General features: G+C 40.1%; 11 protein-coding genes. 6 read left to right on the forward strand and 5 right to left on the reverse strand.

What is annotated here, in order from left to right:
- Positions 1-89 precede the first annotated feature (89 nt).
- The 3 genes from QUE72_RS16245 to QUE72_RS16255 are packed head-to-tail and all read right to left on the reverse strand — an operon-like array spanning position 90 to position 2,293.
- Positions 90-1,073 carry a glutathione S-transferase family protein gene (locus tag QUE72_RS16245; RefSeq protein ID WP_286270150.1) on the reverse strand — a complete coding sequence of 328 codons (984 nt, stop codon included), beginning with the start codon at positions 1,071-1,073 and terminating at the stop codon, positions 90-92.
- 55 nt (positions 1,074-1,128) lie between these two features.
- Positions 1,129-1,824, reverse strand: a complete 696-nt coding sequence (locus tag QUE72_RS16250) for a pirin family protein (protein WP_286270151.1) — start codon at positions 1,822-1,824, stop codon at positions 1,129-1,131.
- A gap of 19 nt (positions 1,825-1,843) precedes the next feature.
- Positions 1,844-2,293, reverse strand: coding sequence for a DoxX family protein (locus QUE72_RS16255; protein WP_286270152.1), 450 nt, complete (start codon positions 2,291-2,293; stop codon positions 1,844-1,846).
- Positions 2,294-2,436: 143 nt separating this feature from the next.
- Here QUE72_RS16255 and QUE72_RS16260 point away from each other — a divergent pair, with 143 nt between their 5' ends.
- Positions 2,437-3,330 (forward strand): LysR substrate-binding domain-containing protein, encoded by an 894-nt coding sequence (locus tag QUE72_RS16260; protein ID WP_286270154.1) that lies wholly within the window; start codon positions 2,437-2,439, stop codon positions 3,328-3,330.
- Positions 3,331-3,375: 45 nt separating this feature from the next.
- Here the strand turns inward: QUE72_RS16260 and QUE72_RS16265 are convergent, their stop codons facing one another.
- On the reverse strand, positions 3,376-4,560 hold the full coding sequence (locus QUE72_RS16265) for an ROK family transcriptional regulator (RefSeq protein ID WP_074496488.1): 1,185 nt from the start codon (positions 4,558-4,560) through the stop codon (positions 3,376-3,378).
- Positions 4,561-4,765: 205 nt separating this feature from the next.
- Here QUE72_RS16265 and QUE72_RS16270 point away from each other — a divergent pair, with 205 nt between their 5' ends.
- The 5 genes from QUE72_RS16270 to QUE72_RS16290 all read left to right on the forward strand — a co-directional run bounded on the left by QUE72_RS16270 (position 4,766) and on the right by QUE72_RS16290 (position 11,964).
- Positions 4,766-5,851: a substrate-binding domain-containing protein gene (locus tag QUE72_RS16270; RefSeq protein WP_286270155.1), complete on the forward strand. Its 1,086-nt coding sequence runs from the start codon at positions 4,766-4,768 to the stop codon at positions 5,849-5,851.
- A 13-nt stretch (positions 5,852-5,864) separates the two neighbouring features.
- Positions 5,865-6,833 (forward strand): ABC transporter permease, encoded by a 969-nt coding sequence (locus tag QUE72_RS16275; RefSeq protein ID WP_286270156.1) that lies wholly within the window; start codon positions 5,865-5,867, stop codon positions 6,831-6,833.
- Positions 6,826-7,602 carry an ATP-binding cassette domain-containing protein gene (locus QUE72_RS16280; protein ID WP_074496486.1) on the forward strand — a complete coding sequence of 259 codons (777 nt, stop codon included), beginning with the start codon at positions 6,826-6,828 and terminating at the stop codon, positions 7,600-7,602. Before QUE72_RS16275 ends, QUE72_RS16280 begins: the two co-directional genes overlap by 8 nt.
- 78 nt (positions 7,603-7,680) lie before the next feature.
- On the forward strand, positions 7,681-9,285 hold the full coding sequence (locus QUE72_RS16285; protein WP_286270157.1) for a glycoside hydrolase family 3 protein: 1,605 nt from the start codon (positions 7,681-7,683) through the stop codon (positions 9,283-9,285).
- 129 nt (positions 9,286-9,414) lie between these two features.
- A complete protein-coding gene (locus QUE72_RS16290; protein ID WP_286270158.1) occupies positions 9,415-11,964 on the forward strand; it encodes a TonB-dependent receptor in 2,550 nt (849 codons plus the stop codon).
- A gap of 175 nt (positions 11,965-12,139) precedes the next feature.
- On the opposite strand, the gene QUE72_RS16295 is transcribed toward QUE72_RS16290, so the two are convergent.
- Positions 12,140-12,298: a hypothetical protein gene (locus tag QUE72_RS16295; RefSeq protein ID WP_286270159.1), complete on the reverse strand. Its 159-nt coding sequence runs from the start codon at positions 12,296-12,298 to the stop codon at positions 12,140-12,142.
- Between the last annotated feature and the right edge of the window lie 19 nt (positions 12,299-12,317).

The following is a 12,317-nucleotide window of genomic DNA, read 5'->3' on the forward strand; positions in this document are numbered from 1 at the left end:
AAAAGCGCAGCGAGATACAATTTATTTGGGCTAACATGATCAGTAAGTTTTATACACTGAACGGGTTAGCCCACGGCATTACATCTCATCTAACTCGTAACACCTGAACGATTATGCGCCGTTTGATAATCAATATCAGGTCCTACTGGCACAATTTGAGTAGGGTTAATCATGTCATGACTGAAATAATAATGGCGCTTAATATGTTCAAAATTTACGGTATCAGCAACATGTGGCACTTGAAATAACTCACGAACATAATTCGCAAGATTTGGGTATTGCTCAATCATGCGTTTATTACATTTAAAATGGCCAAAATAAACCGCATCAAAGCGAATTAACGTAGTGAATAATCGCCAGTCTGCTTCAGTAATTTGATCACCCACAAGGTAGCGTTTAGTGGCTAATATTTTTTCTATGTCATCTAAGGCGCTAAACAAGTTTTCGTAAGCTTCTTCATACGCAGACTGCGTGGTAGCAAACCCCGTTTTATACACACCATTATTAATATTGTCATAGACAACAGTGTTTATTTCATCAATATCATGTTGCAATTCGGATGGATAAAAATCGACGGTGTTTCCAGTAATATCATCAAAAGCACTGTTAAACATACGAATGATCTCAGCAGATTCATTGCTCACTATTCGCTGTTGTTTTTTATCCCAAAGCATTGGTACGGTAACGCGTCCAGTGTATTTTTCATTATTGCGAAGGTACAGTTGATATAAGTATTCTGAATCATATAAATCATCACCAACACCAGCTTTTGTTTTATCGAAGCTCCAGCCCTTATCCAGCATATCGGGGCTAACAATCGACACACCAATGTGTGGCTGTAAACCTTTTAATGCCCTAAAAATTAAGGTTCGGTGCGCCCACGGACAGGCTAAACAGACATATAAATGATAACGGCCTGATTCTGCTTTAAACCCTGAATCTCCTGTTGGTCCCGCGCTGCCATCTTGCGTTATCCAATGACGAAGTTGTGATTTTTCGCGTTTAAATTTACCTTCATTTTCTTCTGTGTCATACCAGGTGTCATGCCAAACACCGTCTACTAATAACCCCATATAAACCTCTTATAAATAAAATACTGAAAGTTAAAACCTATTAATGTTTCATCAACTACGGCAATTCAAACACTAGTGCAGTTACACTGTTATCGCCACGGTTTTCCAGTTTAAGTATTGTTTCGTTAGTCACTTTTGCTCCATCTCCTGGTGCTAGCTCAGTACCATTAATGCTGAGTACGCCAGCAATTAAATGCACATAAACTTTACGTGCTAACGGCACTTGATAAGCTTCTTCCGTATTTTCTGCCAGTATAAGTTGTGATAAACGCGCATCTTGTTTTATCTTCAATGTACCCGCTTCACCTGTGGGTGTAACAATCGTTGTTAAACCTTGAGCGTTACCAAAAGCTTTTTGTTGATAACTAGGTCGTTCACCAAATATGTTGGGTTCGATCCAAATTTGCAAAAAACGTGAAGCCTTATTAGTAGACGCATTGTATTCACTATGAAAAATTCCTTTACCTGCAGACATTAACTGAAACTCACCCGTAGGTAACCTTTCTACATTACCTACACTATCTTTGTGCTCGAGCGCCCCTTCAATCACAAAACTAATAATTTCCATATCACGATGACCATGGGTATCAAAGCCCATACCCGCTTGCACGATATCGTCGTTAATGACACGTAATGCGGAAAAACCCATGTGCTTTGGATCGTAATATTGGCCAAAAGAAAAACTGTGCTTACTGTCTAACCAACCAAAGTTTGCCCTGCCTCGATCGTTTGCTTTTCTCAGTTCGATCATTATTTTACTCCTTTTGGTATTAATTCTTCGCCAACGCTTTATTTAACAGGTTATCTAACGCCAACTTACCTGCCCCTGAAAAAGCGAGTGATACACTTGCTGCTAACAACGCTAAACCGAATTCATAACCATTGTTTGACATAAACAACCCGTTCTCGAAATGAACAGCAAAAATAGCGACCACCATGGTTACCGATAACGCAACTGCTGCAGGACGCGTTAACAAGCCAAACAATATAAATAACCCTCCGAAGAATTCGCCGCTACCGGCTAACAACGCCATTAAATACCCTGGCGATAAACCGATAGATTCCATCCAACCACCAGTTCCTTCTAAGCCATAACCACCAAACCAGCCAAATAATTTTTGTGCACCATGCGCGATAAAAATAATGCCAATAGGAATGCGTAACGCTAATGTGGAATACCCTGCTTTTGTTGCAATAATGGCTTTCAATAATGTTTTCATGTTTTTTCCTCAATAATTTTTAATTAACAATATCGTTGATAACCGCGAATCAACTGTTGAAATCAAGTATACAACTGCTAATGTATGTAAAATATCGGAAGATTTTGAAATATTACTTCAAAATATTTGAATAAATAAAAATTATGCACCCAGCAATTACATTAGAGGCATTACGCGCGCTTGATGCGATAAATAAAACTGGCAGCTTTGCGGCGGCTGCGCAATCGTTATACAAAGTACCCTCAGCCTTAACTTACACCATTAAAAAGCTCGAAGAAGACATTGGTGCAACATTGTTTGATCGCTCAAAACAGCGTGCTGTATTAACGCCTGCAGGCAAATTAGTACTTGAACACGGAAGAGAAATTCTACACGCCACGTCAAAAATGGTTGATGCGGTCACACAATTAGAGTCTGGTTGGGAAAAACAATTGCGCATTGCCCGCGATACTATCATTCCTAACACCATCTTGTTTGATATACTCGGTGAGTTTACTCAACTAAAACAAAACGTTGACGTAGCATTAAGCGTAGAAGCTTTAGGGGGTGGTTGGGATGCTCTACACAGCCAAAGAGCTGATATCGTTATTGGTGCATCAGGGGAACTACCAAAAGGTATGTTCCACACGTTTAAAATAGCCCAATTAACCTTTATTTTCGCAGTACCACCTGAGCATGCGTTAGCTAAAATTAACGTGCCTATCGAGACCGAACATTTACGCGAATACCCTTCTGTTGTTGTTGCCGATAGCTCACAATATTTACCTGCACGTAACAGTGGTTTATTTAATAGTAAGCAAGTGATCACAGTAAACAATATGAATGCTAAAGTTGAAGCACAACGTCGTGGTATTGGGGTTGGCTTTTTACCCCTTCATTATGCACAGCCTTACCTTGAATCAGGAGAACTTATTCAAAAACCTTGCACACTGCCAAGGCCAAACCAAGACGTATTTATCGCTTGGCATAAAGGCCACGAAGGAAAAGCCTTTGACTGGTTTATTGATAAACTCTGTAAAGCTGATTGGCGGTTATAATTTTTCAAGGTGATTTCTATCGCTTTATCAAAAAGTTAAACACGATTACTCATATAACAAGTGTTGTAAGGGTGTTTTCTTTATCAAAGGGTTTATTAATAGCGTTTGCATGTTTTCATTACTTAATGCGGCATGTATCGGTAAAGTTGCTACGCCTTTATGTGCAATTTGGTGTACGTTTGGCGTTTTAATAAATCTGACAACATCCCGCTCACCGTATTGAGCGATTGACGGTATATAAGGACGCAAATGGGTGATTAATTTGTCAAGCACCTTATCTTCGATGTCACCACCAATGATAATCGTTTGGCAATTAAGTATTGATTCCAGTGTATGTATCGCAATACGCATGGGTTCAGCAGCCTCTTCAATCCAACGATCAACACTGTTTCGGTTTTCAACACAATATTGCGCTAATTGAGCATTGGTTAACAGCGGCTGTTCAATATATTGTTTTAAACTGCTCAGCGATGCAAAATCATTTAAACGGCCCAACTCTCCCGTTACTTGATCTGTTTCAGGCGTCACAAAAATATCACCTAATGCACCCGTCAACCCATTTTGGCCCAACATAATTTTACGATCAAAAACCACCGCTGACTCAACAACATCACCAATATGCACATAAACAAAACTGTTAAGTTTTTTCGCTTCTCCGTATAACATTTGATAAGCCGCACAAGCAGAGGCCGTTGTTTCTAATGCAACCGGGAGTTTAAGTTCACTAGCGATATCTTGCTGTAATCTTTTTGTTGCTTGATAATCATGTAAATTCTGTTGGTTCACTTGGCCAACACTAAGACCTACAGACAGAATATTTTCTATCGTTAATTCACTCTCCGCCATTAACTTTTCAAAGCAATGCACAACACTGTTCAAGGTGTTTTTATCGCTAATAGGTTGTTGAACATAATACTGCCGCTCGCCTGACAGGTTAAAGAATCCTGCTTCTACCTCGCCAGGAAGTACGCGAAAAGCTAAAGAGTATGCACAATCAGCTTTTAAACAAAGCATTTTAGAAGGCTTCCCAACCGCCCCTTCTTTTTTTATGCCTACTTCTTCTATCAATGCAACATGTAAAAGCTCTTCAACTAAATTAGTGATAGTTTGTTTCGTTAAGTGTGTACGTCGAGAGATTTCAACACGAGAAATTGGCCCTTGTGTGACGATTTCTGATAAAACCAGTCGTAAATTTAGCGCTTTATTCTGTTTTGAATTAGAGCCTTTCACTATTTAATATTCCTCATACACTCACATAAACCAACATTTATCTACATATAGCAACATTTTTACTACTTTTAACAACTCAATATGCAACATAGCACGATAACAAAATAATAAGTCAAAATGTTTGACATATTATTTTTCAACCCTAATATGTTAACCAATTAATAATAAATGACCAGCTTTTGAATGGTTTTAAGGAGAATGCGCTGTGAAAATAGCGAAGTGGTATCATTATTCCCGTATGTCATCAATTACGATTAAGGCACTTGTGATCATAAGCACGACAATTGCTTTACCTGGATATAGCAACAATATTCAAGTACTTGAACATACACAACCATCTAAAAATGTCACCATGACTTCAGCGCAAATAACGGCGTTAAAAAACAAGTCACTGACTGCAGCTTTGGTTTGGCACGGCTCTAGCCCTTGGGTAAACGCTGTGACAGCTGGCGCAAAAAAAACCTTTGAACAACTTGGTATTAAAGTGCTCGCCGTAACGGATGCACAGCTTGATCCTGCTAAACAAGTCGCAGACATTGAAAATGTTAGCGCGCTTGAACCTGACATTGTGCTATCGCTAGCAATAGATGGCGTGAGTGCAAAAACCAGTTATCAGAAACTTGTTGCTGGGAAAGCTAAATTAGTACTCTTAAGTAATCCTGTTCCTGATTTTGTGTTAGGTGAAGATTACGTTGGTATTGTTACCGATGATATGGTTGGTATGGGTAAAGCTGCTGCTGAGTTAATGGCCACTGCAACACAGAGTCATGGTGAAATAGCAATGATCTATCATGATGCAAACTATTTTATTACTAACAACCGTGATCGTGCGTTTAAGCAAGAGTTGGCTAATTTTCCAAACTTAAAAATAATTGCTGAAAAAGGATTCGTCAGCGAACACGAAACATCTAATATCGCAGCAGCACTTTTGCTTCAACATCCTAACTTAAAAGCTATTTATGTTTCATGGGATACACCCGCAGAAGGCGTAATTGAAGCGCTACGGGCACAAGGTCGTCGTGATGTAAAAGTGGTCAGTCATGATTTAGGAGTTAGCAACCTTGTTGACATGGCAATGTCAGGCAATATGCACGGTGTAGTTTCTGATCGACCGTTTACAATCGGTGCCACTATGGCAAAACTTGGCGCACTCGCTCATTTGGGGCAAAAAGCTGCACCATACACGCTTGTACCGTTTGATAAAGTGACAAAAGCAAATATCGCTGACATTTGGCAACGTGCTTTTAGTCAACCATTACCTAATACATTAACGCGTGCATTAGCACAATAATAAGGAATGCATCGTGATTATTACACAATCTCAACGACTCAACTTTAAGCAACTGGCATTAAAGCGCGAAGCCTTTATCTATTATATCTTCTTCGCTGTTTTATTAATCTTTGCCATTGCCCTACATGACACTGCATTTTTAAGCGTCAATAACTTCATGAACATCATTCGGCAAACCGCACCAGTAACGATTATGGCAATCGGTTTAACTTTTGCGCTTGCCGTTGGCCATATTGATTTATCTATTGGCTCTGTTGTTGCACTTTCCGCGTTAGTGGGTGCGCTGTTACTTCAACACACCGGCATTCCTTTGGCGATAACTGGAGCATTATTAGTCGGCATAACAATTGGCTTAATTAATGGCTTGTTAATAGAACGTTTACAGGTATCTTCACTGCTGATCACACTCGGTACAATGGGTGTCGTTACCGGGCTTGCTCGACAATTAACCAATTTAGAATCAGTGCCAATCATTAACCAAGATTTTACTTTCTTTTTTGGTGCTGGCGAAGTGTGGGGCATCCCAGTATTACTAATATGGACCCTAGCAATTGCATTAGTTGCCTTTGTGGTTTTAAACAAATTAGCCTTTGGTCGTCACTTATTGGCTGCTGGAGGAAGTCCAAAAGCGGCACGAGCCATGGGAATAAACGTTGTTAGGGTGAGACTTACAGCGTTAGTGATCTCTTCAAGTGCAGCAGCGTTAGCTGGTTTGCTTTATGCAGGAAGATTACACGGCGCAAGATATACGCTCGGCGAAGCAGATTTACTGACAGTTATTGCTGCGGTTGCTATTGGAGGCACCAGTTTATTCGGTGGTAGAGCCAGTATTATTGGTGCCATTTTAGGATCATTACTGATGGGTATGATCAATAATGGACTGATCTTATCGGGTTTTTCCACCAACGAACAAATGATCGCTCGGGGCATCATCTTAATTATTGCCGTTGCTATTGGTATTAAGGAGCTTAAAAATGGTTAGAACAGCACTCGATCAAGTTGCATTAGAAGTTAACAACATCAGTAAAAGCTTCGGCGGCGTACAAGCACTTAAAAACGTTTCTTTCACCATCAACAAAGGAGAAGTTGTTGGATTACTTGGTGATAACGGTGCAGGTAAATCAACGTTAGTACGATGTATCTCTGGCATACATCAACCTGATTCAGGTGAAATATTAGTCAATGAACAACCTGTCTCGATAACGTCTCCTTTAGATGCACGCGCATGCGGTATCGAGACTGTATTTCAAGATCTAGCCATGGTGCCAGAATTTAATATCACAGAAAACCTCTTTTTAAACCGAGAAATTCGCCATAAAAACCCCATACTTGCCTGGCTAGGGTGGCTTGATACCAAGGCGATGGAACAAAAAGGTCGTAAGGCACTTAACCGATTAAACAGTCGTATACCTAGTTACACCGAAAAAATTCACAACCTATCAGGCGGGCAACGGCAAGCTGTGGCCATCGCACGAGCGGTCAATTGGGGAGCAGATATTGTCATAATGGACGAACCGACAGCGGCATTAGGTGTAGAACAAAGTGCGCAAGTTAATGAATTAATTAACATCATCAGTGGTCAAGGGGTTGCGGTGTTATTAATCAGTCATAATATGCAACATGTTAGTGAAACTTGTGATCGCGCCGTTGTTTTATATCAAGGTACTTCGACAGCCGATGTCTCTGTAAAAGAAGTCAGTAAAGAGCAGTTAGTGAGTTTAATCACTGGCGCAAGCGTTAGCGCCGCTTAAACACTTTAAAAAAGCCCTTAAAAATTATGCTCGTGTTCATCGAGTCGGGAAAGTCATGTTTTTATTCAAGGAAAAGTGATGGATTTCACACATAAAGTTAATACCTTAATTGCAAGCTTATCGTTACCAGAAAAGGTTGGTCAATTATTTGTGCTTGCTTTCGCTGGGAAAGATATTGATTATGCCAAAAGTCTTGTCCGTGATTATCATATTGGTGGTTTTTATATTACCGATGACAATGCTAAAACTAGCCAAGCTGCATCAACACTCGCACAAACACTGCAAACACAGGCAAGCCTTCGCGCATGTGACGCCCCCTTGATTCTCGCAGTAGATCAGGAAGGCGCTTGGGGCATATTGACTAACGAAACGGATTTAGGCCCTGGCAATTTAGCGTTAGGCATCGTAAACGATACACAATTAACACAAAATATGTATCAAGTATTTGCAGAGCAAATGCAAACCATTGGTTATAATACGTTGCTCTCTCCTTGTGCAGACGTCAATGCAAATCCTGATAACCCTATCATTGGTCAGCGTGCCTTTGGCGAACAAGCAGAGCACGTAGCTTTACATGTAAAAGCAGCTGTTGAAGGGGTACAAAAATCATGTAATGTTGCTTGTGCAAAACACTTTCCAGGGCATGGCGACACAAAAACAGATAGCCATAGATCGTTACCTACAGTTGACAAATCACTTGCCGAACTCACACAACAAGATTTATTACCTTTTTCGCATGCAATCAATGCAGGCGTTGCTATGATCATGACCAGTCATATCTGTTACCCACAACTTGATGCTGAAAATCCTGCAACATTGTCCTACCCGATTTTAACAACGTTATTAAAAGAGCAAATGGGCTTCGATGGTTTAATTATTACCGATAGCATGAATATGTGGGCAATGCGTAAAAATTATCAACCGGAGCACGCAGCAGTGCAAGCACTGAACGCAGGGGCTCATTTGATCATGTTAAGTGAAGAACATTACGAAAACCAAGAAACCCCCTACAAAGAAATACAACAACAAACTATTCAGGGGGTTATTGATGCCGTACAACAACAAAAACTCCCACTATCTGTCATTGATAACGCGTTAGCAAAAGTATTATGTATGCGCTACCAAAAACTACAGCAGCCAGTAAGTCACACTCAATTTTCCAAACAGCGGTGTCAAGAGATCGCCCAGCAATCATGCAGCCAAAGCATTAAATTATTAAGAAACCATGCTAACTGGTTGCCGTTAAATGGTCGGCATTTCTACCTAACATTTGCCGCGAATGAACAGTGTTATGAATCTTTAGTAAACTCAAGAGGTATAGGGCCAAATGATCCCATACCTGCCCGTCAAGCGTTGATAAGCGAACTAACAACACTTGGCGCTAATTACACCCTAGTACCACTTGAACAGCTCAACGAAGATCATCCAGCATTCACCAGTGAGGATCCTATTATTATCACCACTGAAGATTATCCACTCCCCGGTGAAAGCTTTGATACAGATGAGCAACAACAAAAAGTAATAGGCTTACTCAATCTATTTCAGCAGCGACTTATCGTGATAGCTTGTCGTTCCGATTATGAACTGAAGCATTTTCCAAGCTTACAAACTTATTTATGTAGTTATTCAAGTAGAGTCCTTAGTGCTCGCGCACTCGCGCAATACCTTATTAAAAAAGTGTAAAAAATAATCAAATTAATGATTGACATTTAGTCAAATTGATTGATTAATAATTAGTATAATTATTTTACTAATTATTAAAATTAAAACGAATACATAACTAAAACAAATAGCTAAAAGGAAAATAACAAGATGAAAACACCAGTCGCCAGTTACCTTGCATTAGCAATCACTGCTGCCTTATCCGGCTACAGCGTAAATGCTTATGCAGAACAATCTACCTCAGAAAAAGTAGAAGTAATCGAAGTAAAAGGTATTCGAGGAAGTCTTTCTCAGGCATTAAACAATAAACGCTTTACTGATGCGGTAATAGATTCAATTTCTGCTGAAGATATTGGTAAATTTCCAGACAAAAATATCGGTGACGCATTACAACGCATTCCTGGTGTAACTGTCTCGCGTGACTTTTCAGAAGTTGATGGCGTAACAGTACGAGGCACAGCTCCCCAACACAGTATGGTGTTATTAAATGGTCAAAATGTCGCTTCGGTTGGCTGGTTTGACTTAGCGCCTTTTAATCGTAGCTTTAATTTTGAGTTGTTATCCGCAGAACAAATAGGCGGCTTAGATGTTTATAAATCAGTTGAAGCTGATATTAATGAAGGCGCGCTTGGTGGCACCATTAATTTAAAAACACGTCGTCCACTTAGTGTTGAAAGTAATACTTTTTTTGCTTCGACAGAAGGTGCGTATAGTAAATCAGCTGGCGACTGGACAGCTAACGGTTCAGGGCTTTACAGTTGGAAAAATGACAATGAAAGCTTAGGCTTTTTAGTAGCACATTCTGTTGAAAATCAAAGTGTATACCGCGAAACCTTGCGCTCTTTTGGTGAGCCATTAGCGAAACCCGCCGACTCTCTTGGAAATATTCCTGTCGCTCCAGGCGCAATGGCATCCATATTATTTGACGAAGAACGTAAACGTGAAAGTTCACAGGTTACTTTGCAATACCAGGCAACAGAACAATTACAATTAATTGCAGATTATAACAAATTTACCCTTGAGAATGATCACGTCAATACGGCCATGTTCGCCATTCCGGCATTGTTTTCACAATACGATGGCACAACAGCCGTTGTAAATGATAAAGGCGTAACAACACGCGTGACAACGGTTCCTTTCGGCGGTGCTCAGCCGTTAGTACCACTGTTTAATAATGCCGTATTACGTAAACCCAAAATGGAAATGGATGTGCTCAATTTAACCGCTGAATACCAAACTGATAGTTGGTCATTAAACGCGGTAATTGGTCAATCAACCGCCAAGTCCAGAGGACTTCAATCAAGTACATGGTGGGGCAATATTGCCGAGAGTGAAAAAACAGGGTTTACGTTTGATACTTCTGGACCATTAGAGCTTGAGTTAACTCACCCAGATTATGCCTTAGATCATGAGCAAATGATGATCCATAGTGAGTTTAGCTACTTAAATAATATCCGTGATAATGAAATCAATTACTATCAAATTGATGTTGTTCATGAATTAGACTTTGGTATTTTTACATCTATTAAATCGGGCATTAAATATCAAGATCAGGAGTTTTCAGCCCGCATTGACCGTTACGATGACGGTATACTTGCTAGCGCCATGAACGACGGTTTAACCTTAGCTGATTACAATGGTGGCACTGTCTCTGGTTTACACAGCAAAGAAGGCAGAGATGGAACGCTATCGTCATTCGCCGTGATCAATAGAGACATTTGGCAATATGCGAAAGATAATCAAGGTGCCTTGCGCGTAACCGAAGCTTTTTTAATCGATGAAAGTATCACTTCAGCATATGCAAAAGCTAACTTTAGCGGTGACGGTTTTCGCGGTAATATCGGTGTGAGAATTGTAGAGACTGATGTGAACTCAACAGGCGAAATAGACGGAAAGCCATCAACAGGAAAGAAATCTTACACCAATATTCTACCGAGTATAAATGTCGTTGCTGACGTAACAGAAGATTTATTAGTACGATTTGCAGCCGGCTCTAGTGTTGCTCGACCAGATTACGACCAAATGAAGATGTCAGCGAGTTTAGTGCCTACCATGGGTACCGCAACAATCGGTAATCCTGATATAGAGCCTTATAAGTCAGATCAATATGATTTAGGCATTGAATGGTATTTTGATCCTTCATCATTATTAGGAGCAACACTGTTTAAGAAAAATATTAGTGATTATATCTACACAACTGCCGCACAGGAATCCTTAGCCGGATGCTCAGAAACTTGTTTAGTGACTCGTTCACGTAATGTCGGCACGGCTGACGTTTCAGGCGTTGAATTTCAATACCAACAAGATTTTGGTAATGGCTTCGGTGTACAGTTTAATTATACTTATACCGACAGTTCTTTAATCAACCCAGCCGGTCAAAAGGAACGGTTAGATCGAGTTTCTCAAAATTCATTTAATTTATCAGGCTACTACGAAAACGAAGACGTTAGCGCTCGTATTGCCTACAACGCACGTGATGAGTGGCAAAGCTTTGAAAGTAGCGCACTTGCAACAAACAAACCTTATTATCAACTTGATGCTTCGTTTGTTTGGCACGTAACAGATAATGTTGATATTTCTATAGAGGGTGTGAATATTTTAAATGAAGCACGTGTAACTACCTTACCTGAATATAACGTTTACCACAGTGTTGATGAATATGGTGCTCGTTACTTTGTTGGCGCTAGCGTGAAGTTTTAACGCTGGTAACAAGTTAACCAAAGGTTTAGATCCCTTACCCTAAGCCTTTGGTTATTTTTGTTAACACGACAAATCTATCATTTCAGTTAGCTATCATTGCGTTATGTGCTCTCAACTATCAATTTAGGTAGTTGCCAACGTGTCACTAGCACCTCACCTTGCCACGTTTAGATCGTTAACCACACTTTGTGGCGGTAGTTAAGGCTTCAGGCGCAAACGCATGTACTACTTGTTCGTGTTCACTACCATGCCATATATCGTGTTTATCTTGTTTTACGTTGCGCCAGCAAACGGCAGCAAAACAATGTAAGATAATTATATCCCCATGGTACATGAGGGTGTCCACTTCCCCA

Origin of the sequence: Thalassotalea hakodatensis (assembly GCF_030295995.1) — a bacterium.
Taxonomy (GTDB): domain Bacteria; phylum Pseudomonadota; class Gammaproteobacteria; order Enterobacterales; family Alteromonadaceae; genus Thalassotalea_C; species Thalassotalea_C hakodatensis.

Excerpts from the sequence above, each read along its gene's own strand:
- QUE72_RS16245 (WP_286270150.1), bottom strand. The coding sequence starts at position 1,073 with ATGGGGTTATTAGTAGACGGTGTTTGGCATGACACCTGGTATGACACA.
- QUE72_RS16250 (WP_286270151.1), bottom strand. The coding sequence starts at position 1,824 with ATGATCGAACTGAGAAAAGCAAACGATCGAGGCAGGGCAAACTTTGGT.
- QUE72_RS16255 (WP_286270152.1), bottom strand. The coding sequence starts at position 2,293 with ATGAAAACATTATTGAAAGCCATTATTGCAACAAAAGCAGGGTATTCC.
- QUE72_RS16260 (WP_286270154.1), top strand. The coding sequence starts at position 2,437 with ATGCACCCAGCAATTACATTAGAGGCATTACGCGCGCTTGATGCGATA.
- QUE72_RS16280 (WP_074496486.1), top strand. The coding sequence starts at position 6,826 with ATGGTTAGAACAGCACTCGATCAAGTTGCATTAGAAGTTAACAACATC.
- QUE72_RS16285 (WP_286270157.1), top strand. The coding sequence starts at position 7,681 with ATGGATTTCACACATAAAGTTAATACCTTAATTGCAAGCTTATCGTTA.
- QUE72_RS16290 (WP_286270158.1), top strand. The coding sequence starts at position 9,415 with ATGAAAACACCAGTCGCCAGTTACCTTGCATTAGCAATCACTGCTGCC.
- QUE72_RS16295 (WP_286270159.1), bottom strand. The coding sequence starts at position 12,298 with ATGTACCATGGGGATATAATTATCTTACATTGTTTTGCTGCCGTTTGC.